The sequence below is a fragment of the Acuticoccus sp. I52.16.1 genome (assembly GCF_022865125.1).
GTDB lineage: Bacteria > Pseudomonadota > Alphaproteobacteria > Rhizobiales > Amorphaceae > Acuticoccus.
This window is the reverse complement of record NZ_CP094828.1, coordinates 1,118,269-1,143,136: the sequence shown is the minus strand read 5'-3', so window position 1 is coordinate 1,143,136 and position 24,868 is coordinate 1,118,269. Positions and strand designations below refer to the sequence as shown.

The 24,868-nt window shown below is 68.1% G+C and carries 25 protein-coding genes; 11 read left to right on the top strand and 14 right to left on the bottom strand.

Translation table 11 applies throughout. The annotated features are described in order from the left end of the window. The first annotated feature begins 229 nt into the window (after nucleotides 1-229). The 6 genes from secY (at nucleotide 230) to rplQ (ending at nucleotide 5,293) form a co-directional block, all read left to right on the top strand. Nucleotides 230-1,561 (top strand): preprotein translocase subunit SecY, encoded by a 1,332-nt coding sequence (secY, locus tag MRB58_RS05120; protein ID WP_244780656.1) that lies wholly within the window; start codon nucleotides 230-232, stop codon nucleotides 1,559-1,561. After that, on the top strand, nucleotides 1,558-2,160 hold the full coding sequence (locus tag MRB58_RS05115; RefSeq protein ID WP_244780655.1) for an adenylate kinase: 603 nt from the start codon (nucleotides 1,558-1,560) through the stop codon (nucleotides 2,158-2,160). Before secY ends, MRB58_RS05115 begins: the two co-directional genes overlap by 4 nt. 634 nt (nucleotides 2,161-2,794) lie before the next feature. Further along, entirely contained in the window at nucleotides 2,795-3,163 is a 369-nt protein-coding gene (gene rpsM, locus MRB58_RS05110; RefSeq protein ID WP_244780654.1) for a 30S ribosomal protein S13, read from the top strand. Between the two features lie 50 nt (nucleotides 3,164-3,213). After that, the gene (gene rpsK, locus MRB58_RS05105) at nucleotides 3,214-3,603 is read left to right on the top strand and encodes a 30S ribosomal protein S11 (protein ID WP_075219881.1); all 390 of its coding nucleotides are present in this window, start codon (nucleotides 3,214-3,216) and stop codon (nucleotides 3,601-3,603) included. Nucleotides 3,604-3,735: 132 nt separating this feature from the next. Further along, nucleotides 3,736-4,761, top strand: coding sequence for a DNA-directed RNA polymerase subunit alpha (locus tag MRB58_RS05100; protein ID WP_244780653.1), 1,026 nt, complete (start codon nucleotides 3,736-3,738; stop codon nucleotides 4,759-4,761). Nucleotides 4,762-4,882: 121 nt separating this feature from the next. Continuing rightward, nucleotides 4,883-5,293, top strand: a complete 411-nt coding sequence (gene rplQ / locus MRB58_RS05095) for a 50S ribosomal protein L17 (RefSeq protein WP_244780652.1) — start codon at nucleotides 4,883-4,885, stop codon at nucleotides 5,291-5,293. An 80-nt stretch (nucleotides 5,294-5,373) separates the two neighbouring features. Here the strand turns inward: rplQ and MRB58_RS05090 are convergent, their stop codons facing one another. The 6 genes from MRB58_RS05090 to MRB58_RS05065 all read right to left on the bottom strand — a co-directional run bounded on the left by MRB58_RS05090 (nucleotide 5,374) and on the right by MRB58_RS05065 (nucleotide 11,645). Next, the gene (locus MRB58_RS05090; protein WP_244780651.1) at nucleotides 5,374-6,126 is read right to left on the bottom strand and encodes a hypothetical protein; all 753 of its coding nucleotides are present in this window, start codon (nucleotides 6,124-6,126) and stop codon (nucleotides 5,374-5,376) included. Nucleotides 6,127-6,213: 87 nt separating this feature from the next. Continuing rightward, nucleotides 6,214-7,002: a class I SAM-dependent methyltransferase gene (locus MRB58_RS05085; RefSeq protein WP_244780650.1), complete on the bottom strand. Its 789-nt coding sequence runs from the start codon at nucleotides 7,000-7,002 to the stop codon at nucleotides 6,214-6,216. A 396-nt stretch (nucleotides 7,003-7,398) separates the two neighbouring features. Continuing rightward, nucleotides 7,399-9,045 (bottom strand): chaperonin GroEL, encoded by a 1,647-nt coding sequence (gene groL / locus MRB58_RS05080; RefSeq protein WP_244780649.1) that lies wholly within the window; start codon nucleotides 9,043-9,045, stop codon nucleotides 7,399-7,401. Between the two features lie 36 nt (nucleotides 9,046-9,081). Next, nucleotides 9,082-9,387, bottom strand: coding sequence for a co-chaperone GroES (groES, locus tag MRB58_RS05075; RefSeq protein WP_244780648.1), 306 nt, complete (start codon nucleotides 9,385-9,387; stop codon nucleotides 9,082-9,084). Between the two features lie 318 nt (nucleotides 9,388-9,705). Then, nucleotides 9,706-10,131 (bottom strand): response regulator, encoded by a 426-nt coding sequence (locus MRB58_RS05070; protein WP_244780647.1) that lies wholly within the window; start codon nucleotides 10,129-10,131, stop codon nucleotides 9,706-9,708. Beyond that, nucleotides 10,128-11,645 (bottom strand): sensor histidine kinase, encoded by a 1,518-nt coding sequence (locus MRB58_RS05065; protein WP_244780646.1) that lies wholly within the window; start codon nucleotides 11,643-11,645, stop codon nucleotides 10,128-10,130. The genes MRB58_RS05070 and MRB58_RS05065 overlap by 4 nt, the downstream gene beginning before the upstream one ends. Nucleotides 11,646-11,850: 205 nt before the next feature. Between MRB58_RS05065 and MRB58_RS05060 the strand changes: the two genes are divergently transcribed. Next, complete coding sequence (locus MRB58_RS05060) at nucleotides 11,851-12,792, top strand: DMT family transporter (RefSeq protein ID WP_244780645.1); 942 nt, start codon at nucleotides 11,851-11,853, stop codon at nucleotides 12,790-12,792. 134 nt (nucleotides 12,793-12,926) lie between these two features. Continuing rightward, nucleotides 12,927-14,009: an IS630 family transposase gene (locus MRB58_RS05055; protein ID WP_244780644.1), complete on the top strand. Its 1,083-nt coding sequence runs from the start codon at nucleotides 12,927-12,929 to the stop codon at nucleotides 14,007-14,009. 9 nt (nucleotides 14,010-14,018) lie between these two features. Here MRB58_RS05055 and MRB58_RS05050 read toward each other — a convergent pair whose 3' ends face one another. The 3 genes from MRB58_RS05050 to MRB58_RS05040 form a co-directional block, all read right to left on the bottom strand. Next, nucleotides 14,019-14,855: an MBL fold metallo-hydrolase gene (locus MRB58_RS05050; RefSeq protein WP_244780643.1), complete on the bottom strand. Its 837-nt coding sequence runs from the start codon at nucleotides 14,853-14,855 to the stop codon at nucleotides 14,019-14,021. A 265-nt stretch (nucleotides 14,856-15,120) separates the two neighbouring features. After that, nucleotides 15,121-15,918 carry a response regulator transcription factor gene (locus MRB58_RS05045; RefSeq protein WP_371747235.1) on the bottom strand — a complete coding sequence of 266 codons (798 nt, stop codon included), beginning with the start codon at nucleotides 15,916-15,918 and terminating at the stop codon, nucleotides 15,121-15,123. Between the two features lie 224 nt (nucleotides 15,919-16,142). Further along, complete coding sequence (locus MRB58_RS05040; protein WP_244780642.1) at nucleotides 16,143-16,529, bottom strand: response regulator; 387 nt, start codon at nucleotides 16,527-16,529, stop codon at nucleotides 16,143-16,145. Between the two features lie 184 nt (nucleotides 16,530-16,713). On the opposite strand from MRB58_RS05040, the gene MRB58_RS05035 reads away from it, so the two are divergent. Then, nucleotides 16,714-17,373: a protein phosphatase CheZ gene (locus MRB58_RS05035; protein ID WP_244780641.1), complete on the top strand. Its 660-nt coding sequence runs from the start codon at nucleotides 16,714-16,716 to the stop codon at nucleotides 17,371-17,373. A 107-nt stretch (nucleotides 17,374-17,480) separates the two neighbouring features. On the opposite strand, the gene MRB58_RS05030 is transcribed toward MRB58_RS05035, so the two are convergent. The 4 genes from MRB58_RS05030 to MRB58_RS05015 all read right to left on the bottom strand — a co-directional run bounded on the left by MRB58_RS05030 (nucleotide 17,481) and on the right by MRB58_RS05015 (nucleotide 21,690). After that, entirely contained in the window at nucleotides 17,481-18,098 is a 618-nt protein-coding gene (locus MRB58_RS05030) for a glutathione S-transferase family protein (RefSeq protein ID WP_244780640.1), read from the bottom strand. 142 nt (nucleotides 18,099-18,240) lie between these two features. Further along, nucleotides 18,241-18,618 carry a septal ring lytic transglycosylase RlpA family protein gene (locus MRB58_RS05025; RefSeq protein ID WP_371747234.1) on the bottom strand — a complete coding sequence of 126 codons (378 nt, stop codon included), beginning with the start codon at nucleotides 18,616-18,618 and terminating at the stop codon, nucleotides 18,241-18,243. A gap of 391 nt (nucleotides 18,619-19,009) precedes the next feature. Next, on the bottom strand, nucleotides 19,010-20,233 hold the full coding sequence (gene hemA / locus MRB58_RS05020) for a 5-aminolevulinate synthase (protein ID WP_244781897.1): 1,224 nt from the start codon (nucleotides 20,231-20,233) through the stop codon (nucleotides 19,010-19,012). 107 nt (nucleotides 20,234-20,340) lie between these two features. Further along, entirely contained in the window at nucleotides 20,341-21,690 is a 1,350-nt protein-coding gene (locus MRB58_RS05015; protein ID WP_244780639.1) for a BCD family MFS transporter, read from the bottom strand. Nucleotides 21,691-21,850: 160 nt separating this feature from the next. On the opposite strand from MRB58_RS05015, the gene MRB58_RS05010 reads away from it, so the two are divergent. Both MRB58_RS05010 and MRB58_RS05005 read left to right on the top strand, forming a co-directional pair. Further along, nucleotides 21,851-22,120, top strand: coding sequence for a hypothetical protein (locus tag MRB58_RS05010; protein ID WP_244780638.1), 270 nt, complete (start codon nucleotides 21,851-21,853; stop codon nucleotides 22,118-22,120). A gap of 166 nt (nucleotides 22,121-22,286) precedes the next feature. After that, a complete protein-coding gene (locus MRB58_RS05005) occupies nucleotides 22,287-23,828 on the top strand; it encodes a hypothetical protein (RefSeq protein ID WP_244780637.1) in 1,542 nt (513 codons plus the stop codon). Between the two features lie 3 nt (nucleotides 23,829-23,831). Here MRB58_RS05005 and MRB58_RS05000 read toward each other — a convergent pair whose 3' ends face one another. Continuing rightward, nucleotides 23,832-24,848 (bottom strand): 1-aminocyclopropane-1-carboxylate deaminase, encoded by a 1,017-nt coding sequence (locus MRB58_RS05000; protein WP_244780636.1) that lies wholly within the window; start codon nucleotides 24,846-24,848, stop codon nucleotides 23,832-23,834. Nucleotides 24,849-24,868 lie beyond the last annotated feature (20 nt).

Below are 24,868 nucleotides of genomic sequence, written 5' to 3'. Positions count from 1 at the left end.
CGCGGGGGCGATCGTCGACCCGCACCGGTGGTCGCGCGACAACGGCGGCGTTTGTGCGCCTATTGTGGGATTGCCCTCCCGCCGAACCGCTATTAAGTGGAGCGGATCGTTTGCGCACGGCATGACCGTGACAGCGTATGAATAACCCGTTAGTGGCAGATGCGGGGCCGCGGCAGTCCGCGCTGTCCTCCATCGTATTGAGTGCTTCAGGCCGAGGATCGGACCGTCCATGGCGTCAGCCGCCGAACAGCTTGCTTCCAACCTAAACTTCAAGGCGTTTGCAAAGGCGGACGAACTGAAGAAACGCATCTGGTTCACGCTGGGTGCACTCGTGGTCTACCGTCTGGGCACCTACATCCCGCTCCCCGGTATCGACCCGATCGCCCTCAGCCAGGCGTTCGAGCAGGCGCAGCAGGGGATCATCGGCCTCTTCAACGTGTTCGCCGGCGGCGCAGTGTCGCGCATGGCGATCTTCGCCCTCGGCATCATGCCGTACATCTCGGCGTCGATCATCATCCAGCTCCTGACGACCGTGGTGCCCAAGCTGGAGGCGCTGAAGAAGGAAGGCGAGCAGGGCCGCAAGCACATCAACCAGTACACCCGCTACGGCACGGTGATCCTGGCGACGGTGCAGGCCTACGGCATCGCCATGGGCCTCGAGAGTGCGGGGACGATCGTCACTGATCCGGGCTGGTTCTTCCGCTTCACCACCGTCGTGACGCTGGTCGGCGGCACGATGTTCCTGATGTGGCTGGGTGAGCAGATCACCTCGCGCGGCGTCGGCAACGGCATCTCGCTGATCATCTTCGCGGGCATCATCGCCGAGCTTCCGTCGGCGCTGGCGGGGATGCTGGAGCTCGGCCGCCAAGGGGCGTTGTCGACACCGATCATCCTCCTCGTCCTCGTGATGGCGGTGGTGGTGATCGCGTTCATCGTCTTCGTGGAGCGGGCGCAACGGCGGCTCTTGATCCAGTATCCGCGCCGTCAGGTCGGCAACCGGATGTTCCAGGGCGACAGCTCGCACCTGCCGCTGAAGCTCAACACGTCGGGCGTCATCCCGCCGATCTTCGCCTCGTCGCTCCTCGTCATCCCGGCGACATTGACCGGCTTCGGTGCGGTCGAAGGCACCGGCATCATGGGCACGATCCAGACGCTGTTCGGCCACGGTCGCCCGCTGTACATGATCACGTACGCGTCGCTGATCGTGTTCTTCGCCTTCTTCTACACCGCGATCGTGTTCAATCCGGCCGACACTGCGGACAACCTGAAGAAGCACGGCGGCTATATCCCGGGCATCCGTCCCGGCGAGCGCACCGCCCAGTACATCGATTATGTGCTCACCCGCATCACGGTGCTGGGCGCGCTCTATCTGATCATCATCTGTCTGTTGCCTGAGTTCCTCATTTCGGCCACGGCTGTCCCGTTCTACTTCGGGGGGACCTCGCTGCTGATCGTCGTCTCGGTGACCATGGACACGGTAGCGCAGGTGCAGGGACACCTGCTGGCCCACCAGTACGAGGGCCTCGTGAAGAAGGCCAAGCTCAAGGGGAATCGCCGATGAGGCTTATCTTGCTCGGACCGCCAGGCGCGGGGAAGGGGACCCAGGCGAAGCGGCTGATGGCCGCCCATGGCATCCCCCAACTGTCGACGGGCGACATGCTGCGTGCGGCCGTGAAGGCGGAGACCGAGATCGGGCTCAAGGCCAAGGACATCATGGCGCGCGGCGACCTGGTGCCGGATGCGGTCGTGGTCGGCATCATCGAAGAGCGGATCGAAGAGCCCGACTGCGCCAACGGCTTCATTCTGGACGGCTTCCCGCGCACGGTTGCGCAGGCGGAGGCGCTGGAGAAGGTGCTGCATCACCACAAGATGGACCTCGACGCGGTGCTCCAACTCGAGGTGGACGAGAACGCGCTCGCCGCCCGCGTGGAGCAGCGCGTCGCCGAGAGCGGCGACGCGGTCCGCGAGGACGATACGGTCGAGGCGCTGAAGAAGCGCCTGACCGTCTATCGCGAACAGACCGCCCCGCTGGTCGACCACTACCGCGAGGTCGGCAATCTGGTGACGATCGACGGGATGCAGTCGATCGACGAGGTGACCCAGTCGATCCAGGACGCGCTGTCCTCCGGGCAGGGCAGCCGAATCAGGGCCGCGGGATAAACAAAAAAAGGTTGACGCGGGGCTTGCACCGCGCTACCCACCGCGCCTAACTGGAGGAGTCGCGGTGCATAGCGCCCGCGCGATCTGGTATGGGCCAAAACCCGACAGCGTCAGGGCTGGGCACGCCGTTGTCTGCGGCGGCGTCAGCCCGTTCGTCGTTAGCGCATCGGCGCATGGTCGGCGACGTCGCGACGCGGGTGTGGGGCCGGGATCCGCGGTGGTGCGCCGGCGCCGGGCTGTGGCCTTGGAGGCGACGGGCGCCACACCGCCGCGCGCGGGGTGCGTATCTTACGTATCGTGCGTCGGAGTTGTCCGAGGGTTAACCGCCGTGTGCGGCGCCTGACGCTCCACAGCCGGCTTCGGGCGGCGCTTTAGACCATCCGGCTTCGGCCGGCACGTGATGATTTCCGGCTTCGGCCGGCACGAACGACCAGCCGGGAGACCGGCGTTGCGAGGCAGGCCGGTTCGCCGGTCGGGAAGGGCCGGAGCCACCGGTCATCGCAATCGCCCGGTTCGTGGCTGAAGACTGGGGGTTCGGCTCGCCGTCCCCGCCCATCCGCCGGGCAACCGGCACGACAATTCGACCGGCTCGGCCGGTTCTACTCGATGGCCGGTCGCACCGGCAGGAGGCAAAGTGGCTCGTATCGCTGGCGTCAACATTCCGACGAACAAGCGCGTCGTCATCGCGCTGCAGTACATTCACGGCATTGGCCCCTCGATGGCCAAGGAGATCACCGAGAAGGTCTCCATCGCGCCCGAGCGCCGCGTGAATGAGCTGTCGGACGCCGAAGTCCTGATGGTTCGCGAGGTCATCGACCGCGACTACATCGTCGAAGGTGACCTGCGTCGCGAGACCGCGATGAACATCAAGCGGCTGATGGACCTCGGCTGCTATCGCGGCCTGCGTCATCGCCGCGGTCTGCCGGTTCGCGGCCAGCGCACGCACACCAACGCGCGCACCCGCAAGGGCCCCGCGAAGCCCATCGCCGGCAAGAAGAAGTAATCTCGGCCGCTAGCATTTCGGCCCAAGGGCCACACACTCAGAGGGACTGAATGGCGAAGGAAGCCACGCGCGTTCGGCGCAGGGAGCGTAAGAATATCACGTCGGGCATCGCCCATGTGAACGCCTCCTTCAACAACACGAAGATCACCATCACCGACGCGCAGGGCAACGCCATTTCGTGGTCCTCGTCGGGCGCGATGGGGTTCAAGGGCTCGCGCAAGTCGACCCCGTACGCCGCCCAGGTCGCGGCCGAGGATGCCGCCAAGAAGGCGTCCGAGCACGGCATGCGCACGCTCGAGGTCGAGGTGACGGGGCCGGGTTCGGGCCGCGAGTCGGCGCTGCGTGCGCTGCAGGCCGCCGGGTTCACCATCACATCCATCCGCGACGTGACGCCGATCCCGCACAACGGCTGCCGTCCGCCGAAGCGTCGTCGCGTCTAACGAACATTTCCAGCGCGCCCGTACGGGGCGCGCTCTCGGCTGCGCGGCCATCCGGGCTCGCGCGCCCTGGCCCGCGGGCCAGCCCCCGCGGGCGCTCCGGGCGACGCCCCACGAGATCGAAAGGCATTTGACGTGACGACCAACCAGAAGAACTGGCAGGAGCTGATCCGCCCGAACAAGCTCGAGGTCACGCCCGGCTACGATCCGAAGCGCATCGGCACGGTCGTTGCCGAGCCTCTGGAGCGCGGCTTCGGCCTGACGCTCGGGAACGCCTTGCGCCGGGTGCTTCTGTCCTCGCTGCAGGGTGCGGCTGTGACCTCGGTCCAGATCGACGGTGTCCTGCACGAGTTCTCGAGCATGAACGGCGTGCGTGAGGATGTGACCGACATCATCCTCAACATCAAGGAAATCGCGGTGCGCATGTCGGGCGAAGGCCCGAAGCGCATGGTGCTGCGCAAGCAGGGCCCCGGCGCGGTGACCGCCGGCGACATCCAGACCGTGGGCGACGTGTCGATCCTCAACCCCGACCACGTGCTGTGCACGCTGGACGAGGGCGCGGACATCCGCATGGAGTTCTCGGTCAACACCGGCAAGGGCTACGTGCCTGCCGACCGCAACCGGCCCGAGGACGCCGCCATCGGCCTGATCCCGGTCGATTCGCTGTACTCGCCGGTCAAGCGCGTTTCGTACCGCGTCGAGAACACCCGCGAGGGTCAGGTGCTCGACTACGACAAGCTGTCGATGCAGGTCGAGACCGACGGTTCGCTGAGCCCCGAGGACGCCGTGGCCTACGCTGCGCGCATCCTGCAGGACCAGCTGTCGATCTTCGTGAACTTCGAAGAGCCGACCAAGCCGGAAGTCGCCGACGAGGTGCCCGAGCTCGCCTTCAACCCGGCGCTGCTCAAGAAGGTCGACGAACTGGAGCTTTCGGTCCGTTCGGCCAACTGCCTCAAGAACGACAACATCGTCTACATCGGCGACCTCATCCAGAAGTCCGAGGCGGAGATGCTCCGCACGCCGAACTTCGGCCGCAAGTCGCTGAACGAGATCAAGGAAGTGCTCGCCCAGATGGGTCTGCACCTCGGAATGGAAGTGCCCAACTGGCCGCCCGACAACATCGAGGAGCTGGCCAAGCGGTACGAGGACCATCACTATTGATGCTTCCAGCGGCCGGGGCTCATCCTCCGGCCGTATCTCCCGACCCTTTCCGCTGAGCGGGTCGGCACACTAGCGCGAACGCCGGAAGCGCCCGGCACCCACACAGGATCGGAGAATCGCCATGCGCCACAAGAAGCAGGGCCGTCGTCTCAATCGCACCTCGAGCCACCGTATGGCGATGATGGCCAACCAGGCCGCCTCGCTCATCGAGCACGAGCAGATCGTCACCACGCTGCCGAAGGCGAAGGAGCTTCGCCCCTACATCGAGAAGCTGGTGACGCTGGGCAAGCGCGGCGACCTCCACGCCCGGCGCCAGGCGATCTCCAAGTGCCGCAGCGAAGAGGCCGTGAAGAAGCTCTTCGCGACCATCGGCCCGCGCTACAAGGACCGCAACGGCGGTTATACGCGCATCCTCAAGGCCGGCTTCCGCTATGGCGACAACGCGCCGATCGCCGTCATCGAGTTCGTCGATCGCGACCTGGATGCCAAGGGTGCCGCGGACGCCGCGCGCCTGGAGGCCGAGGAGGCGTAAGCCGCCCTCCCGCCACATACGGCAATGCACTGACACCGGTCGCGGGCTCCGCGGCCGGTGTTTTCGTTTGCGCGGCGCGCTCAACCGGCCTGGAAGAGGCGGCCGAGCCGGGTGTGCGGTGTCGACGGGCGGAGGCGGCTCCGGGGCAGCACGTCCTGGATGCGCCGGTCCTCGTGGGCGAGGCGGTGGTCGGTGGTCTCGGCCAGCATGCGCATCTCGAGGTAACGCTTGAGGCGCAGCCGGGCGCCGCGCGAGCGGATCTGCGTGGTGTCGATCCGGCGCGGGACGACGAGCCAGGTGTCGCCGTCGTTGTAGAGGCCGAAGGTCCGCACCGAGGCCGAGATCAGCGCGTTCCCGGCGGTCGAGGCGACGGCGACGATGTCGAACGCGCCGAAGTTCGCCGGGTCGACGGGAGCGTCCAGCCGTCCGGAGGCGCAGGCTGCACGGTCGAGCATAGAGCGGAAGCTGCCGATGTCCATGTACTCGCCCGCCCGCAGCGGTCCCTGGTAGGTCCCGGATTTGGGCGGGGCGTCGGACGCGTCGTCGCTGTCGCTGGAGGTGCGGTCGGTGATCGTGGCGACGTACTGGTCGTGGTCGTGCATCACCAGCGAGATGTCCGACACGTAGACCGGCTCCATGCCGAGGTTGGCGATGAAGCAGCGCCCGTCGAGCGTGTTGCTGGCGCCGAGGTTGATGAGCACCTGCGAGCGCCGCTGATGGACGACCTGCCGTAGGAAGATCTGCAGGTAGGCGATCCACACGACGGCCGACAGCAGTGAGACGAAGACCTGGACGATCGGCGCGACGGTGGTGAGGGTGGCGAGGTCGAACATGGCGGGCGGGCCTCGGTTCTTGCGGGGGGCGCTCGTGGTGGAAACGCCGTCCCGCCGGGTCGGTTCGGGCCCGCCCGGGCGCAGCCGCTATCCCGGCGCGCGCGCCTCGAGGACGTTCAGCGTCGCCGGCACGGCGACCGCACCGTCCGCGGCGTAGGGCACGAACGCCTCTGCGACGGTGGCTTCGATGGCGGCGAGGTCGTCCGGGCCGCCGTCGTACTGGCGCATGATCGCGGAGGCCGGGCCGAGCGCACAGGCCGCCGCCGCGGCGTCGCGCGGCGTACCGGGCGTGACGAGGGGGATCGTTTCGGCGCGCCCCCGCACCGCGGTCAGGCCGGCGGCTGTGAGAATGGCGACCGGGTCGTCCAGCGTCTCGAAGGCGAACGGGCCGGGCTCGCGGGGGGCGGCGCGCTCGGACGGGCCGAGGCGTGCGATCGCCGCGTCGCGCGGCACGTGGAACCACGGGTTGCCGGCGAAGTCGCCCCAGGCGGCGAAGGCGAGGCGTCCACCCGGGCGCATCGCGCGGGCGATGTTGGCGAAGGCCGCCACCGGGTCGGCGAAGAACATGACACCGAAGCGGGACGAGACCACGTCGAATTGCGCCGGCGGGAAGGGGTAGGTCTGCGCGTCGGCGACGACGATCTCGGCGTTGGTGAGGCCCGCCGCGGCCAGCGCGTCGCGGCCGGCCCGGGCGAGCCCGTCGGAAATGTCGACGCCGAGGACGCGGCCGCCGGGGGCGACGCGCGCGGCGAGCTGGCGAGTCGTCTCACTGGCCGCACCGCCGATGTCGAGCGCGTCCTCGCCGGGGGCGGGGGCGAGGATCTCCAGGAGGCGCAGGGTGATCCCGTGATAGAGGCGGTCGAGTGTCGGCTGCATGTCACGCCATCGCAGCAGGGCCGGGCCTCCATTCCAAAACGCGCGCTGGCCGGCGTTCGGATCGTCCGTGGCGGGGCCGGTCATCGTCTCACCTTTTCCCGTGGGGCCGCGGCGGTGCTGCGCCGGGGGCACCGCCAGCCGGGGCGGCCCGGCATCATATCGCAGCCGCGCTCGCGGGTCAGGTGCGCGCCGATACAGGGTCGCGGCGACGCCGACCAGCTGGCCGAGCGGGGTGCTCCAGCCGTCGGAGAAGCCCATTTCCTCGTGCTTGTCGCGGGGCGCGCGGTCGGCATGCCTGGCGATGGTCGAGCCCGCGTCGCGCCGCCGCCGAGTGCGCATAAAAAAAGGGCCGCGCGAGGCGCGGCCCTTTCTGTCCGTGAGGACGGTGGCGCGGGCTTAGAAGCCCATGCCGCCCATGCCGCCCATGTCGCCACCGGCCGGCATCGCCGGGCCGGAGTCCTTCTTGGGGGCCTCGGCGACCATCGCCTCGGTCGTGACGAGCAGCGACGCGATCGACGCGGCGTCCTGGAGAGCGTGACGCACGACCTTCTTCGGGTCGATGATCCCGCGCTCGATCATGTTGCCGTACTCTTCGTTCTGCGCGTCGAAGCCGAAGTCGATGTTGTCGTTCTCGAGGATCTTGCCGACCACGACGGAGCCTTCGACACCGGCGTTCTCGGAGATCTGACGCACCGGAGCCTCGAGGGCGCGCAGCACGATCTTGATGCCGGCCGCGACGTCCGGGTTGTCGGAGGAGAGCTTGGCGACGGCGGTCTTGGCGCGCAGCAGGGCGACACCACCACCCGGAACGATGCCTTCCTCGACGGCCGCACGGGTCGCGTTGAGGGCGTCGTCGACGCGGTCCTTCTTCTCCTTCACCTCGACCTCGGTGGCACCACCGACGCGGATGACGGCCACACCACCGGCGAGCTTCGCGAGGCGCTCCTGGAGCTTCTCACGGTCGTAGTCGGAGGTGGTCTCTTCGATCTGCTGCTTGATCTGCGCGACGCGGCCCTTGATGTCCTCGGCGTCACCGGCGCCGTCGACGATCGTGGTCTCGTCCTTGTTGATCGACACCTTCTTGGCGCGGCCCAGCATCTCGATCGAGACGGACTCGAGCTTGATGCCGAGGTCCTCGGAGACGACCTGGCCGTTCGTCAGGATGGCGATATCCTGCAGCATGGCCTTGCGACGGTCACCGAAGCCCGGCGCCTTCACGGCCGCGACCTTCAGGCCACCGCGGAGCTTGTTGACGACGAGCGTGGCCAGAGCCTCACCCTCGACGTCCTCGGCGATGATGAGGAGCGGGCGGCCGGACTGCACGACGGCCTCGAGGATCGGAAGCATCGCCTGGAGGTTGGAGAGCTTCTTCTCGAAGATGAGGATGTAGGGATCCTCGAGCTCGGTCGTCATCTTCTCGGCGTTCGTCACGAAGTACGGCGAGATGTAGCCGCGATCGAACTGCATGCCCTCGACGACTTCGAGCTCGGTCTCGAGCGACTTGGCCTCTTCGACGGTGATGACACCCTCGTTGCCGACCTTCTGCATCGCCTCGGCGATCATCGCGCCGACTTCCTTGTCGCCGTTGGCGGAGATGGTGCCGACCTGGGCGACTTCGTCGGAGGTGTTGATGGTGCGGGCGCGGGCGTCGAGGTCCTTGATGGCCGCGACGACGGCCATGTCGATGCCGCGCTTCAGATCCATCGGGTTCATGCCGGCGGCCACGGACTTGGCGCCTTCACGGACGATCGACTGGGCCAGAACGGTCGCGGTGGTGGTGCCGTCGCCGGCGAGGTCGTTGGTCTTGGAGGCGACCTCACGCACCATCTGCGCGCCCATGTTCTCGAACCGGTCTTCCAGCTCGATCTCTTTGGCGACGGTCACGCCGTCCTTCGTGATGCGCGGGGCACCGAAGGACTTCTCGATGACGACGTTGCGACCCTTCGGGCCGAGCGTCACCTTGACGGCATTGGCGAGGATGTCGACGCCGCGGAGCATCTTGTCGCGCGCGTCGGTCGAAAACTTAACTTCCTTAGCAGCCATGTGGGGCTCCCTTAAATCTGTTCGAGGCGCGGTGAGTTAGGCGGAGACGGCGACGCCTTCGACGACGCCCATGATGTCGCTCTCCTTCATGATGAGGAGGTCCTCACCGTCGAGCTTCACCTCGGTGCCGGACCACTTGCCGAACAGGACGCGGTCGCCAGCCTTCACGTCGAGCGGCTGGACGGAGCCGTTCTCGTCGCGGGCGCCGGGGCCGACGGCGATGACTTCGCCTTCCTGCGGCTTCTCTTTGGCGGTATCGGGGATGATGATCCCGCCCTTGGTCTTGGTGTCGGACTCGATGCGGCGCACGACGACGCGGTCGTGCAGCGGACGGAAGTTCATATCTGTCCTCATGACAAAAAGGGGCGTTGGTGCCCGGTCTCTGAGTGTCTTGCCGCTGTTGGCACTCCCCTGAGGTGAGTGCCAAGCGCTGGCCGGGAGATATGATGGGTGCGTCCGAGTGTCAACGCGCGAATGTGACGAGCGTCACACTTTTTGCGTCCTTCAGATGGGGGCGGGGGTGGGGCGGATCAATCGCGCGGCGGCATTCCATCCATTGCGCCGGGCCGGTCCGATCGCTCGTGACCGGGTGATGATGTGAAAGCCCGGCGAATAGTGTGCGATGGCACGGGCCGGTGCGGCCGATCGCGCGGAGCGGGGTCAGCCGGTGCCGGCGGCGGGGCCGGAGATCATGCGGGTCATCGCGTGACGCAACGCCGCATCGTCGGACGGTTTGGAGAAGACCTCGGCGCAGCCGTAGTAGTCCATCAAATCTTCCTTCAGCCCGTGCCCGGTGTGGAAGATGATCGGGACGTCGCGCGCCTGCAGAATATCGGCGACCGGGAAGACGTCGCCGCCGATGATCGCGACGTCGAGCAGGGCGAGGTCCAGGAGTTCGGTCCTCGCGGCCTCGATCGCCTCGTCCAGCCGGGCGATCGGGCCGACGACGTCGAGGCCCATGTCGATCTCGAGCATCATTTTCAGCGTCAGTGCGATGAGAGCCTCGTCCTCCACCAATAGGACGCGCTGGCGTCGGGTCGCCATCGGCCGCAGCAGGCGGGTGGATTCGCAGGGTTCTGCAATCATGGGACGTGGCTCCTGGCAGACGTCGGTTGGAGGGTGGGGGCACGCGCTGCGGCGCCGACCTGCACGCCGGCCTCGAAGGTGAGGGTGAGCCGGACGCCGGCCCGCCCCTCGCTGCGTGACAGGACCGCCCCCATCTGGGCGGTCGACATCTCGATCAGCTCGGAGCCGAAGCCCCGGCGCGTCGCTTCGGTGCCGCTGGGGCGGAACGAGGGCGAGATTTCCTCCCACGTCAGCCGAATCAGCTCGGCGCCGTCACCGTGGACGCGCTCCCAGCGCACGCTCACCCGCCCCTCCAGCGAGGACCAGGCACCGTGCTTCAGCGCGTTGGTGGCCAATTCGTTGAGGATGAGGCCCATGGGTGTGATCCGGCTCTGCGGCAGCCATTGGCTCGGCCCGTCGAGTTCCAGTGCGGCGCGGCTGGCGGGGTAGGGGGCCAGCACCGCCTCGAGCACCTCGCCCAACGGCGCGCCGTCCTCCATCTCGTAGCCGAGGCTGACGACGTGCGCGGCGGCGAGCGCGGCGATGCGCTGGTCCAGCTCGCGCACCAGCGCCGGCACGTGATCCTGGCCGAGGGACGAGAGCTTCACCAGCGCGCGGATCACGGCGAAGAGGTTCTTCACCCGGTGGTTCAATTCGCGGGTCATGACGCGCTGCCGCTCGCGCAGCTCCACCTTGGCCGTCACGTCCCGGTCCACCTGCAGGACGAGCGTGTCGCCTCCGCTGATCGCCATGCGTTGCAGGGTGGTCGAGGTGTAGACGGTGCGGCCCGATCTGGCGTGCCACTCGGCCTCGCCGGTCCACGATCGCCCGCGTTCGATCGTCGCCAGGATCTCCGGCCATTCACTGGAGAATCGAGCCCACATGCGCTCATGGGCGATCTCGCCCTGCATCTCCTCGGCGGTGAAGCCGAACATCGCTTCCGCGCCGCGGTTCCAGCGTCGCACCCCGCGGCGCATGCACCACACGGAGATCGCGTCCTGCGACAGCTCCAGAACCTCGGACATCTTGTCGGACAGGACGTCCTCGCGCATGTCGCCCAGCACGTCGAAGGTGCCGGACATGCGGCGTGGCGCACCGTCTTCGAACAGCGCGACGCCGCGTGAGCGCACCCGCAGCGTCGCTCCGTCGGCGGTTCGGCAACGCAGGACCTGGTCGTAGGGGGTGGCGGGGTTGGCGAGGTGGGCGGCGATCTTCTCCTCGAACGCGGCGAGGTCCTCCTCGAAGACCAGCGCGCGCCAGTGCGCCATCAGCGGCGGCCGGGTGGACGGGGCGAATCCCAGCGCACGCCAGAAGCCCGGGCTGATGTAGCAGTTGTCCGGCTCGAGCAGGTCCCAGAACCACAGGCCGTCGGTCAGCACCCCCTCGCGCAGCATACGCCCGTAGAGGCCGCTGCGCCGTGCCACCTCGAACTCGTGCTCCAGGTAGGTTTCGCCCAGATCGGCCGGGAGCGCGGGGCAGTTGACGCCGCACCGGCTGGTGGGGAAGCAGTAGTTGAATGTACTGACATCGACCATGGACACACTCGCTCTGGCATCGACTGTCATAGGCGTGCCGTCTTGCATCCAGCTGCGTTGGATTTTCCGCACATTTCTCGCGAAAATTGTAAAATCGGCCGGGTGCCGCGCCTGTGACGGTGCATCGCCCCACGCGGGTCCGCCGCGGGGCCGGTAGGTGCGATGCGGTGGAGACCGCGCCGGCCGCGTACTCTAGAGGAGAAGGATGAGTTCCTCGTCCGCCTCCCTCGCCTCCGCCCGACACCACCCCGCCGGCATCTTCGCCATCATCGCGGGGGCGGGGTTGTTCGGCACCACGGCCTACTTCGGCCGGGTGCTGCCGGAATTCGGCATGGCCGCACCCGCCGTCACCTTCTTCCGCTTCGCGCTCACCGCGCTGGTGCTGGCGCCGTTCCTGGTCGTGCGCGGGCCGCGGCGGACGGCGACGCTGTGGGGGATCGCCGGCGGAGCCACCATCGCGCTCGGGTGGATCGGCTACGTCGTGGCGCTGCGGAGCCTGCCGGTCGCCGAGGTGGCGGTCCTCTTCATGACCTACCCGTTGTTCGCCATCGCCTTCGCCGCGCTCCTGTTCGGCGAGCGGCCGGGGACGCGCGGGGCGCTCGCGGCGGTCCTCATCGTCGCCGCGGCGCTGGTGGGCACGCCCATCGTTTCGTTCGGGGGGGCGGCGACGGCGATTCTCTTCGGCCTCACGACGCCGGCGGCTTACGGCTTCCTGCTCAACGTGATCGCCCATCGGCTCGGCGCGCTACCGCCCCTGGCGGCCACCGGTTCGGTCTCGCTGGGGGCGGTGCTGGGAGTGGCGCCGCTGCTCGTCCAGCTGCCGCCGGCCGAGATCCTGCCGCTCGAGCCGGCCGCGCTCGTCACCATCGCCGTCATGGCGATCGCCAGCGCGCTGCTGCCGCAACTCCTCTACGTGACGTTCGCGCCGCGGCTCGGCGCGGTGTCGACCGCGATCGCCGGCAGTGCGGAATTGCCCACCATGTTCCTGATCGGCTGGCTGGCGTTCGGCGAGCCGTTGACGCTGGCCCACGGGGCTGCCGCCTGCCTGATCATGACCGCGATCGCGATCACCCCGCAGCGCCCGCCCGCGACCCGCATGCACGCCCCCCTCGGCGAAGCGCCGGAGGACGCGGGCCCCGACCGCTGACGCACAGACGGTCTGCGGCCCGGACCCTCACTTGCCCAGATCATCACTCGCGCCCGGACACGCTAGTGGATTGACCCATTCAAAAGGGTCCGTTTTGGGATTCCGTTGAGGGTAAGCCCGTGCGAATGAGAGAGATGCGAACAGGCATCTCCTTCACGGTCTCGGGGACCGAGCGAACGCGGCTCGAAGCCATCGTTTCGGGCCGGAACACCCCGCAAAAGCATATGTGGCGGGCGCGCATCGTGCTGCTGACGGCCGACGGGCACGGCACCCACGCGATCATGGCGGCGACCTGCAAGAGCAAGACCAGCGTCTGGCGATGGCAGGAGCGGTTCGCCGCGGACGGCGTCGAGGGGCTGCTCTGGGACAAGTCCCGGCCGCCGGGCAAGGCGCCGGTCGCGCCCGACAAAGTGGCCGAGGTGGTGCGGTTGACCCATGAGCCGCCGCCCCACGAGGCGACCCACTGGACGGCACGGGCCATGGCGAAGGCTGTCGGGCTTGGCGTCGTCACGGTGCAGCGGATCTGGGCCGCGCATGGCCTCGCCCCGCACCGCTGGCGCACCTTCAAGCTCTCCCGCGACCCCGCCTTCGTGGAGAAGCTGCGTGATGTCGTGGGGCTTTACGTGGCGCCGCCGGCCCACGCCGTGGTGCTGTCGATCGACGAGAAGAGCCCGATCCAGGCGCTCGACCGCACCCAGCCCGGCCTTCCGCTGAAGAGGGGCCGCGGCGCCACCATGACCCACGACTACAAACGCAACGGCACCACGACGCTGTTCGCCGCGCTCAATGTCCTGACCGGCGAGGTCTTCGGGAAAAACATGTCGCGCCACCGCCATCAGGAGTTCATCAGGTTCCTGAACGCGCTGGAACGCGACATCCCGCCGGGCCGGATCGTCCATGTCGTCCTCGACAACGTGTCCTCGCACAAGACGCCCGAGGTCAGGCGATGGCTCGCCCGCCATCCCCGCTGGACCTTCCACTTCACCCCGACATCGAGTTCCTGGCTCAATGCCGTCGAGGGCTTCTTCGCCAAACTCACCCGCCGACGACTGAAGTACGGCGTCTTCACCGGCGTCGTCGACCTGCAGGCCGCCATCAACCGCTTCATCGCCCAACACAACGACACCGAGGCTAAGCCCTTCGTCTGGCGCGCCGATCCCGATGCCATTATCGCCGCACGCAAACGCGGGTTCCAAGCGTTTGAGTCAATCCACTAGGGCCGGGCGTCACTCGCCGAAGGTGCGCGGCAAGACGACGAACGTCGGCCGCTCCGGCAGCGAGTTGAGCGAGACGCGCAGCACCGGGTCCGACGGCATGGCGATGGTCAGCCCGTCGGCACGGGTGCGGTTGATGAAGTCGGCCAGCGTATAGGCGCCGAACCAATGCATCGGGATGGCGATCGACGCGCGCAGCCGCGACACGACCTCCATCATCGCCCGCTGGTCCATCGTGTAGGAGCCGTCGACCGGCACGAACACCACGTCGAGCCGGCCGATCTCGGCGACCTGCGCATCCGAGAGCGGTTGGTGCAGGTGGCCGAGGTGGCCGATGCAAAGGCCCTGGATCTCGTAGATGAAGATGGAGTTGCCGTCGGCCTCGACGCCCAGATAGTTGCGGATGTCGGAGGTGACGTTGCGCACCAGCACCTCGCCGACCTGGAGCATATGTTGCGCCGGTTGCCCGTCTTCGCCCCATCCCTTCAAAACGTGCGGGATCGCGGGATCGGGGAAGTTCGTAAAATGGCTGGTGTGGGCGTGGTTCATCGTGACGACGTCCGGCGTCGGACCGGCGCCGGCGCTTCCGGCATAGTCGGTGGCGATGGTGGTCCCGTCGGGCGCGGTGATGCGAAAGGTCGAGTGGCCGATGTAGCGGATCTCGACGGTGTAATCGCGCTGCGGCGTCTCGTTGGCGACGCGGATGATGCGCGCGTTCGGGAAGGCGTCGGCGATGGCGTGGCAGTTGGAGAACTGCGCGGACGCGGGTGCCGCGGCGAGGACGGTGCCGGCGAGAGCGGCGAGCCCGGTACAGGCGGCGACGATCGAACGAAGAGTGACAGGTGCCATGCGCGCCTCCCTCGGTGTCCGCGGTACGGTCGCGCAGTCGCACGACATGCAAGTATAGTACCGGGTGAGGCGGCGATGTCGCGCGCAATAGCACGTGATGATTGGGGCCGAATGTCTCAGCCCGCACGCGAGCGCCACCCGCGCGCTTCGCGGGGAGGGGCGCCCGCCCCGGGCCCGGAGGTCATCCCAGGCGGGGCGTCGTCGAGGCGTCGGCCGGCGCGGCCTGGCGGCAGGGGGTGCCGGGGCCGAGGCGTGGCCGCCGGCGTCAGACCGGGCGCGGGCCGTTGCGGTTGACGCCCCGGTCGAGGCTCGGGTTCGAGGCGACGAGGGACAGCACCGGGCTCCCTTCGACCGTCTCGCGCGGCACCGGCCGCTCGATCTCGCAAGCCGCCCGGTCGCCGATGAAGGCGTAGCCGGCGAAGCGCTTGGCGTCGATCACGTCGTAGCCCAGGCGCAGACGCAGCTTCTTGCGCAGCTTGGAGATGTGCCCCTCGATCACGGTCTCGTCGACGTTCTCGTTGAAGAGGCCGTAGATGGCATTGAAGAGCTGGGTCTTGGTGATGCGCCGGCGCCGGTTCTTGACCAGATATTCCAGGATCTGGCGCTCGCGCCGCGGCAACTCGACGGGGGTCTCGTCGATGGTCGGATCGCGACTGTCGAAGAAGACGGTGAGGCGGCCGAACTGGGCCTCCTCGCGCGCGTCGCTGGAGCGGCGCCAGATGGCGTTGGCGCGGGCCACCAGCTCGCGCACCGGCGCGGGCTTCTTGACCACATCGTCGACACCGACGTTGAAGAGTTCGAGGGTCTCTTCCAGACCGCTCTCCTCCTTCAGGGCGATGATGGGCGTCTTGGCCCGGTTCCGCACCAGCGAGGGGATGTTGTAGCGATCCTCGATGGCGCCGAGGATCACGGCCTGGATGGCGGCAGCGTCCGAGTCGGAGATGGAGTGTAGCCAATCGGCGAACTCGGCCCCGGCGAAGGTCGTGCAGGCGAGGCCTTCGCGCTCGAAGCCGGATTTGTAACCGTTGGCAACAACCTCACGCGAGTCGATTACGATGTACATTCCTGCCTTCCTTTACGGCGTGAGTGTCTGGTCGCCGGGCCGACGCGGGGGCCGCTGGGCTCGGCGTCATGGGTACAACCAATACGCGAAGGTTGCGGTCCCGCAACCCAGAAGACAACTTTATCGGGAGACTTCAGGTTGTGTCGGGTTGTGAAGGAATGTTCTTCACTTTCCCGAATTTCCACCCGCCACAACCCGCACGCGCCCTCCGTCGGTGACGGGGATCAGGCCGGCTGGAAGACCGATTCGATCTTGCCCTTCAGCGTTTGTGCATTGAACGGCTTCACGATGTAGTTGTTGACACCGGCCTTCTTGGCGGCGACGACGTTTTCGGACTTCGCCTCGGCGGTCACCATGATGAACGGCATCTCCGAGTTCTCCGGGTCGGCACGAACTTGCTTGAGGAGTTCGTAGCCGGTCATCGGCTCCATGTTCCAGTCGGAGATCACGAGGCCATATTTCTTGGCTTTGATCTTCTCGAGCGCCTCGCTGCCGTCGGACGCGTCATCGACGTCAGTGAAGCCGATCTGACGAAGAAGGTTCTTGATGATACGAACCATGGTTTTGTAGTCGTCGACCACGAGGACTGGCATCGTCAAGTCAAGGGACATCGGTTGCTCCGCGATGTTGCACGCCCGGTTCGAGCGAATGTTCAGCCATTCGGGTTTAATCTGATACGCTTGCCCGAAGCTGAGACCGAACCTTGCGCCACACTCACCTGCGCCTGCGCCCTCAGGTTGAAAATGCGTCCGTTGCGTGTATCGTTAGGTCGTGCGTCAACGGAGTCATTTGGACATGGCAAGACCATTCCGGGTCGAGATCGCAGAAGCACGGCGTCTTGCCGAATCTTCGCCGATGACCCACCAGGTGGAGACGATCCTCAAGGAGCTGCACACCGCACGCGGCCAAGGCAGCGGCGGGGCCAGCGAACAGAAGGTCGACAATGCGATCGCCCTGTGGAGCGGCGTCGATGATATTCAAAAGCGGATCGACGTCACCAAGACCGAGATCGGCGCCCTCTACGCCCGAAGCGAGGGCGATCAGTCCAACGCCCGGGCCGCCGACGAACTGCGCGCCGTCGTCGAAGGCACGGAGATGGCGACGGACACCATCCTCGCCGCCGCCGAGACGATCGACACGCTGGTCGCCGAGATGGCGGGAGACCTGGAGGGGGCCAACGCGGAGCGCGCACAGTCGATCTCCAACAGCGTCATCCAGATCTTCGAAGCCTGCAACTTCCAGGACATCACGGGCCAGCGCATCTCGAAGGTGGTGGCCTCGCTGTCGTTCATCGAGGAGCGAATCGCCTCGATGGTCGACGTGTGGAAGGCCCAGGAGCTGACCGCACCGGTGGAGAAGAAGGAGAAGACCGACAAGGATCTCCTCAACGGTCCGGCGCTGGACGGCGACTACGGCGTCGTCAACCAGGACGACGTCGACGCCCTCTTCGGCTGACGCGCGCCGCCAAACCCCCTCGACCCGATCCGTCCCTGCGACCATGGCGGCCTCACCTTCATCGGTGGGGCCGCCATCTTGTCGTGGTGCGCCGGCGCGGGGCTGGGCTAGCCGGCGGGTGTCCAGTCGAGCGGGCGGTGGCGCGGGAGAGCGGCGACGCGGGCGAGCCAGCGGGCGATGCCGGGCGTCTCGGCCAGGTCGAACCCGCCCTCGGGAGCGAGGTGGGTGTAGGCGTAGAGGGCGATGTCGGCGAGCGTCGGCGCGTCGTCCACCAACCAGTGCGCCACGGCAAGGCGCGCCTCCATCACCGCCAGCGCCTTGCGGCCTCCGGCCAGGGTGGCAGCCATCCGCTCCGGCGTCGCCGAGGCGGCGAGCTGCGGATAGACGACGAGCGAGCGGCGCACCGCGACATGGGGCTCGTGGCTATATTGCTCGAAGAAGAGCCAGGACATCATCTGCGCCCGCGCGAACCGGTCGGCCGGTACGAAGCGGCTCCCTTCGGCCAGGTAGCACAGGATCGCGTTCGATTCGGGCAGCGTGCGGCCGTCCTCCAGCTCGAGCAGCGGGACCTTGCCGTTCGGCGTCTTCGCCAGGAAGGCGGGGTCCCGCGTGCCACCGTCGAGGAAGGAGACCTCGTTGTGGCGGAACGGGATCTCCAGGAGTGCGGCCAGCAGGCGCGGCTTGTAGCAGTTCCCGGAGTCGGTCATCCCGTGGATCGTGATCATCGCCGTGCTCCCCGTCGTCGAGGCCAGCGTGACGCAACCCTCGTCATGCGGCCAATTCTTTCTGGTGGCGCAGGGCGATCGGGATCGGTGATGGTGAGGGTGGCGGCGGAGGAGCGGCGCGACGGCACCGCTCGGCGTCGTGTCAGAGGATTTCGATCTTCACTTTGGCGACGCCCGCGTCGACCATGCCGATCTTGGCGGCGGCAGCCCGCGAAAGGTCGATGCTGCGTCCGCCGTGGAAGGGCCCGCGGTCGTTGATGCGCACGGTGACGGAGCGGCCAGTGCGCGGGTTGGTGACTTTGACCTTGGTGCCGAAGGGCAGCGAGCGGTGCGCGGCGGTGAGGGCGTTCATGTTGAAGCGCTCGCCGTTGGCGGTACGGCGGCCATGGAAGCGCTTGCCGTAATACGACGCCACACCACTGCTGACCTTGCCGGCCATGGCGTCGGTCGCCATCGGCAGGGAGGTGGCCAGGAAGAGAGCGGCGACAGCCGTCGCGAGGGCGGCCCTAGCGTGAAGCATGTTCGTGGTCCTGTTTGCGGATGCCGAGGCCTCAACGTGGAGGTGTCCCATCGGCGGCGGCGGCGTCTCGGCGCCGGCGGGGCCCTGTTAGCGCCGAGTGTCGCGGGGTGGGAACCCTCCGCCTCGGTGAAACAAACAATTCGATCGAATGGCCGCAGAAGTTTTCCACAGACGATCGGCATGTGTGGATAAATGCCTGCCGTGAAGTGTCGCGCCGGAGGCTTGGCGCTTGACTATAGAACGATCATTGGGGCTGTGGCCGTCGAATCGATGGTCGGCGCCTGCCGACTCGAGCGCCGGGAATGCGGCGCATCGACGCGCCGATGGGGGCGCCGGGTACGAAAAAAGGCGGCCGGAGCCGCCTTGTTTCAACTTGTAGGTGATTTATGCGTCAGGCGACGGCGGACGTCCGGGCCAGGGCGCACTGCGACCAGAGATCCGACAAGGCGTGCGCCAGATGGTCGATGTCGGCATCGGTGTGGACCGGGGACGGGGTGATGCGCAGCCGCTCGGTGCCCTTGGGAACGGTCGGATAGTTGATCGGCTGGACGTAGACGCCGTGCTGGTCGAGCAGGATGTCGGAGAGCCATTTGCACTTGGCGGCGTCGTTCACCATCACCGGGACGATGTGGCTCGGATTGTCGAGCACGGGGATGCCGATCGACTTCAGGCGCGCGCGCACCTTGGCGACGACCGCCTGGTGGGCTTCGCGCTCGGCGTTGGAGGTCTTCAGGTGCTCGATCGAGGCGCGGGCGCCGGCAGCCACCGCCGGCGGCAGCGCCGTGGTGAAGATGAAGCCGGAGGCGAACGAGCGCACGAAGTCGCACAGGTTCTTCGACGCGGCGATGTAGCCGCCGACGACGCCGAACGCCTTGCCGAGCGTCCCCTCGATGACGGTGAGGCGGTCCATCAGGCCGCGCGCCTCGGCGATGCCGCCGCCGCGCGGGCCGTAGAGGCCCACCGCGTGCACTTCGTCGAGGTAGGTCATGGCGCCGTGCTTGTCGGCCACGTCGCACAGTTCCTCGATGGGGGCGATGTCGCCGTCCATGGAGTAGACGCTCTCGAAGGCGACGAGCTTGGGACGGCTCGGGTCGACCTCGCGAAGGCGGCGGTCCAGATCCTCGGGGTCGTTGTGGGCGAAGATGTGCCGCTCGGCCCGGCTGTGACGGATGCCCTCGATCATCGAGGCATGGTTCATCGCGTCCGAGAACACGGCGCAATGGGGGAGCTTTGCCGCCAGAGTGCCGAGCGCGGCCCAGTTGGACACGTAGCCAGAGGTGAACAGGAGGGCTGCGGGCTTGCCGTGCAGGTCGGCAAGCGAGCGCTCCAACTCCACGTGGTCGTGATTGGTGCCCGAAATGTTGCGCGTGCCGCCGGCACCGGCGCCGCAGCGGTCCAGCGCCTCGTGCATCGCGGCGAGGACCGCGGGGTGCTGGCCCATTCCCAGATAGTCGTTCGAGCACCACACCGTGACCTCATCGGGCCCCTGGCCGCGATGATGACGCGTTGCGCGCGGGAAGGCGCCGCGATGGCGCTCGAGGTCGGCGAAGACGCGGTAGCGGCCTTCGTTCCTCAGCGCATCGAGGCTATCGGCGAAGTGTCGCTCGTAGTCCATCGTGCCCTCAATCGGATCTCGCATTAGACATATTCTGATTGTGGGGGGTCGAGTCCAGCGTCGCCGTGTCGGTTTCGGCCATGCGAAAGTGGGGCTGAGACAATTGGTCAGCCTCGAACGGTGCGGATTTCCAGGGTTTTCGGCGCGACGGGCAGCACACGTATTGCGACGAAAGACGCAAGCGCAAAAAGTGTGCCCTCGGCCAGAAACACGCTCGCGAAGGCCAGATGGTCGGCGGCGAGCGTGCGGGTGAGGTCCAGAAGGCCGGCGCCGGCGACCATGCCGAGACCGAATCCCAGCGCCTGCGCCGTGCCCCAGATGCCGATGCGCGTGCCCTCGCGCCCCCCCTCGCCGTCGGCGGCGAGCGAGAACATGGCGGCGATCGCCCCGCCGGCGAAGACGCCGTTGGCGAGGCCGTAGAGGAGGATGGTGGGCCGCAGCGGCCAGTCCGGCGCGGCGACGGAGGCCGCGGCGAGCCCCGCCAGCGCCGCGGCCGATGCCAGGCAGCCGAAGACGGTCGCCGCCACCAGCGCCGTCGGCCGCCCCTTCGCAAGCCGCCCCAGGACCGCCACCACGATGAGCCCCGCGAAGACGCCGGCGTGATGATCGCCCGACAGCCGCGTCGACGCGCCCGGCTCCAGGCCGAACACCGCGCCGGAGAACGGCTCCATCACCAATTCCTGCATGTTGTAGGCGAACATGGACAGGAAGATGAAGGCCGTGAACCCGCGCACGCGCCCGTCGCGCCAGACCTCGGCGAAGGCCTCGCGAAAGCGCGCGGGGGCGGCCGTGTCGGCGGCCGCGGGCGAGGGGGCGTGTCCGGCTTCGAGGCCGAGGAGGGCCAGCCCCGTCACCGCCAGCGCCGCGAGGCTCACCGTCAGCGAGACACCGACGAGGGTCGCGTAGGAAAAGGGAATCAGTGCCGATCCGGCGAGCTTGGAGGTGAGCACCAGGCCGAGGATCATCGTCAGGAAGATCGTCGTCGCGGCGGGCGCGCGCCGCTGCGGCGCCACCGTGGTCGACACGAGCGCGAAGAGCGTGGTGCCCGCCGCCCCGATCCCGACACCGACTCCCGCGTAGGCGAGAAGAGCCGCCATGTAGCCCATTACCGGCGAGGCCACCATCAGCCGCGTCGCCAGCGCACAGCCGACGCCGGATACCGCCAGCAGCACCACGCCGCCCAGAATCCACGGCGTGCGGCGCCGGCTGCGGTCGGACCCGTGGCCGAACCGCGCCCGCGAGGTCTGCACCGTGTAGTGCACCCCGATGAGGCCCGCCGGCAGCAGCGCCATGAGGCCGATCTCCTCGACCATCAGCCGCGGGATGGTGGAAATCGGGATCACGGTCACCGCCGCGATGGCGGCCTGGACGAGGGCGAGCCGGGCGATGGCGCCCCACTCGATGTAAAACGGCTGAGACATGCGCCGGTAGATAGCGCAGCGAGCCGTCGTCGACATGGCCGGCTCGTCCCCGTCGCCGCGACGTGCGGTGCATTGGGATTTAGATTGTAATTATTCTAGCTTGAATCTGAATGATATTTTACTATTGATAAAAAGAGCGGCGACGGGTCCGCGTTTGGCGAACATGGCGGCTCGGCCGCGCCGGGGGAGGACAATCATGGGGCGCGTATTGATCGACGGTCGATGCCGCCAGGGGACGTTGCCACTGAGGGGCGGGACGCTCGACGGAGCGGGCGGCGGCGCCCTCGACCGCGCGATGGTCGACTACATGGAGCGCCCACACGGCGAGCAGCGCTGTGCCGGATGCAGCCACTATCTGGCGAGCGCGCTCGCGGGGCCGCAGTGCGATCTCGTCGCGGGCCGCATCGCGCCGCACGGCTGGTGCGCCCAGTTCACCGTGCCCGCCACGGCCGACGAGCCGGCCTGACGGCCGCCTACCCGCCCGCCAACCCGCCACCGGTCCACCCGGCCGTTCCACCTACCCGTCCGCCGGCGCGGCGAGTTGCGTTGCCCGCCGGGCGTGGCCTATGTCCAGCCCCGGCGCGCCGCTGCGCCGTCCGCGACCGCCGGCGGATCCCGGCGCACGAGGATCCATGGACACCACGCCCGCCCGCCCCGGACCGGGTCGCAGCCTCACCCCGCCGGAGATCGTTCACGAGGACGAGCGGTTGCGCATCGCCTACCGCGCCGGTGGGGCGGGCGCGGCGCTCGTGGTCTTCGCCGGGATCGAGGCGCGCGTCGCCGGGCTGACCCCGCTCGCCTTCGCGGACGCGCTGCGCGGCGAGCGGCCGGCCTACATCGTCACCGACAAGGCGCGGCTCTGGTACAACGGCTGCGACCGGGCCGCCTGCGCGATCCTCGCCGCCCACGCCGCCCGGGCGGGGATCGCCGAGACGGTGGCGGCCGGCAACGCGATGGGCGGGTTCGCCGCCGTCGCCCTGGCGCGGGACCTGCCGGGGTGCCGCCACGCCATCGCCTTCGCGCCGCAGAGCACGATCCGCCCCGACCTCGCCGCCTTCGACCGGCGCTGGGCACGCCACGCCGCGGATGTGACGGCCTGGACGCTCGACGACGCGGCCACGCGCATCGACCCGGCGATCCGCTACACGGTCGTCCACGGCAGCAATCAGCCGGCCGACCGTCGCCACGCCGACCGGCTCGTCGCGGCCGACCGCGCCGCCGTGCGCCGGGTCACGGTGCAGGAGGCCGAGCACACGGTGGCCCATGCGATGGCCGGACGCGGGCTGTCGCTCGGCCGCTTCGTCGAGACGGTGGTGACGGGCGGCGACCCGCAGCGCCTGGTCGACGCGCAGGCCGGTCCGCCGGTGCCGACCACGCCCGGTCCCACCGATCTGGAGATCGACGTCCTCGGCCTGCAGCGCAGCGGCAACCACGCGCTCATCGCCTGGCTGGTGAAGCAGGCCGACACGCCGCCGGTCTTCCTCAACAATGTCGACCATTTCGCCGATCCCTTCCTCTACCATCGTGCCGGACCGGTCGAGGGCACGGTGAAGGTCGACCGCTGGGACGTGGCGCGGATGGAGGCGTTGCGGCAGGCGGCCAAGCCGCTCCTCGTCATCTCCTACGAGAACCTGGAGCTGGTCCGCCTCGCCGGCCGGCCGCTGATCGCCGATCACGACGCCGTCGTCGGCCCCGCCGCGCGCCGGGTGACGCTCATCCTCCTGCGCGACGTCTTCAACTGGGCCGCCAGCCGCCTGAAATTGTTCGAGGTGCGCGACAAGGACGTCGACCGCGCGATCGCCACGTTCGACCGCCAGTTGGACCTCTGGGTCCAGTATGCGCGCGAGTTCGCCGGGGAGACGGCCCATTGCCCGGGCGCCGTATTGGTCTCCTATCTCGACTGGAGCCGCGACGCGGACTATCGCGCCGGCATCCTCGCCCGCATCGGCCTGCCGCTGCGCGACAACACCGCCGACCACGTGCCCGCGGTGGGCGGCGGCAGCAGCTTCGACCGTACCGACTTCGCGGGCTCGGCGGCGGACATGAAGACGCTGGAGCGCTGGGTCTTCCTGCAGGAGCCGCGCTTCGCCCCGGTGCTCGGTGCGCTGCAGGCGCGGCGCGACGTGATCGAGCCGCTCAACGCCCGCCTCTTCGGCCAGGGCTGGGTGCTTTAGGCCTCAGCCGTCCTTGTAATAGTAGCTGTAGCCGTTGAGGGCCGGTGCCCCGCCAAGGTGGGCGTAGAGCACTTTGGACCCGGCCGGGATCTCGCCTTTCCGGATGAGGTCGATCATCCCTTGCATCGACTTCCCCTCGTACACCGGGTCGGTGATCAGCGCCTCGGTGCGGGCGGCGAGACGGATCGCGTCGTTGGTCTCCTCGCTGGGAACGCCGTAGGCGGGGTAGGCATAGTCGGGATTGATGACGATCTCGTCGTCCCGCACGGTGCGGCCGAGGTCCATCAGCTCGGCCGTATGGTCGACGATCCGGCGCACCTGCGCGCGGGTCTGGTCGAGGGTGGCCGACCCGTCGATCCCGATCACGGTGTGCGCGCGGTCCTGCGCCGCGAAGCCGACGATCATGCCGGCCTGGGTGGACCCGGTGACGACGCACACGACGATATAATCGAACGTGAAGCCGAGCGCGGCCTCCTGCGCCTTCACCTCCTCGGCGAAGCCGACGTAGCCGAGGCCGCCGTACTTGTGCACCGAGGCGCCGGCCGGGATCCCGTAGGGCACGCCGCCGCGGTCCTTCACGGACTGGATGGCATCCTCCCAGCTCCGGCGAATGCCGATATCGAATCCGTCCTCGACGATGCGTGGCTCTGCCCCCATCAGGCGAGAGAGCAAGATGTTGCCGACCCGGTCGTAGACGGCATCGTAGTGCGGCACCCACTTCTCCTGCACGACGACGCACTTCATGCCGATCTTGGCCGCCGTCGCCGCCACCATGCGGGTGTGATTGGACTGGACGCCGCCGATGGAGACGAGCGTGTCGGCGCCCGAGGCGATCGCATCCGGCACGATATATTCGAGTTTGCGCAGCTTGTTGCCGCCGAAGGCGAGGCCGGAGTTGCAGTCTTCGCGCTTGGCCCAGATGTCGACCGCGCCGCCCAGCGCCGCGGACAGGCGCGGCAGCGGCTCGATCGGCGTCGCGCCGAACGTCAGGGGATATCGCTCGAATTGGTCCAGCTTCATCGCGCACTCGTCTCGTCGGG

Coding starts and splice junctions, on each gene's coding strand:
- MRB58_RS05040 (WP_244780642.1), bottom strand. CDS start 16,529: ATGTCCCTTGACTTGACGATGCCAGTCCTCGTGGTCGACGACTACAAA.
- MRB58_RS05015 (WP_244780639.1), bottom strand. CDS start 21,690: ATGTCGACGACGGCTCGCTGCGCTATCTACCGGCGCATGTCTCAGCCG.
- MRB58_RS05005 (WP_244780637.1), top strand. CDS start 22,287: ATGGACACCACGCCCGCCCGCCCCGGACCGGGTCGCAGCCTCACCCCG.
- MRB58_RS05060 (WP_244780645.1), top strand. CDS start 11,851: ATGAGTTCCTCGTCCGCCTCCCTCGCCTCCGCCCGACACCACCCCGCC.
- MRB58_RS05045 (WP_371747235.1), bottom strand. CDS start 15,918: ATGTACATCGTAATCGACTCGCGTGAGGTTGTTGCCAACGGTTACAAA.
- MRB58_RS05025 (WP_371747234.1), bottom strand. CDS start 18,618: ATGCTTCACGCTAGGGCCGCCCTCGCGACGGCTGTCGCCGCTCTCTTC.
- MRB58_RS05010 (WP_244780638.1), top strand. CDS start 21,851: ATGGGGCGCGTATTGATCGACGGTCGATGCCGCCAGGGGACGTTGCCA.
- MRB58_RS05115 (WP_244780655.1), top strand. CDS start 1,558: ATGAGGCTTATCTTGCTCGGACCGCCAGGCGCGGGGAAGGGGACCCAG.
- MRB58_RS05050 (WP_244780643.1), bottom strand. CDS start 14,855: ATGGCACCTGTCACTCTTCGTTCGATCGTCGCCGCCTGTACCGGGCTC.
- MRB58_RS05065 (WP_244780646.1), bottom strand. CDS start 11,645: ATGGTCGATGTCAGTACATTCAACTACTGCTTCCCCACCAGCCGGTGC.
- MRB58_RS05035 (WP_244780641.1), top strand. CDS start 16,714: ATGGCAAGACCATTCCGGGTCGAGATCGCAGAAGCACGGCGTCTTGCC.
- groL (WP_244780649.1), bottom strand. CDS start 9,045: ATGGCTGCTAAGGAAGTTAAGTTTTCGACCGACGCGCGCGACAAGATG.
- groES (WP_244780648.1), bottom strand. CDS start 9,387: ATGAACTTCCGTCCGCTGCACGACCGCGTCGTCGTGCGCCGCATCGAG.
- rplQ (WP_244780652.1), top strand. CDS start 4,883: ATGCGCCACAAGAAGCAGGGCCGTCGTCTCAATCGCACCTCGAGCCAC.
- secY (WP_244780656.1), top strand. CDS start 230: ATGGCGTCAGCCGCCGAACAGCTTGCTTCCAACCTAAACTTCAAGGCG.
- MRB58_RS05000 (WP_244780636.1), bottom strand. CDS start 24,848: ATGAAGCTGGACCAATTCGAGCGATATCCCCTGACGTTCGGCGCGACG.
- MRB58_RS05090 (WP_244780651.1), bottom strand. CDS start 6,126: ATGTTCGACCTCGCCACCCTCACCACCGTCGCGCCGATCGTCCAGGTC.
- MRB58_RS05030 (WP_244780640.1), bottom strand. CDS start 18,098: ATGATCACGATCCACGGGATGACCGACTCCGGGAACTGCTACAAGCCG.
- MRB58_RS05070 (WP_244780647.1), bottom strand. CDS start 10,131: ATGATTGCAGAACCCTGCGAATCCACCCGCCTGCTGCGGCCGATGGCG.
- MRB58_RS05085 (WP_244780650.1), bottom strand. CDS start 7,002: ATGCAGCCGACACTCGACCGCCTCTATCACGGGATCACCCTGCGCCTC.
- MRB58_RS05055 (WP_244780644.1), top strand. CDS start 12,927: ATGCGAACAGGCATCTCCTTCACGGTCTCGGGGACCGAGCGAACGCGG.
- hemA (WP_244781897.1), bottom strand. CDS start 20,233: ATGGACTACGAGCGACACTTCGCCGATAGCCTCGATGCGCTGAGGAAC.
- rpsK (WP_075219881.1), top strand. CDS start 3,214: ATGGCGAAGGAAGCCACGCGCGTTCGGCGCAGGGAGCGTAAGAATATC.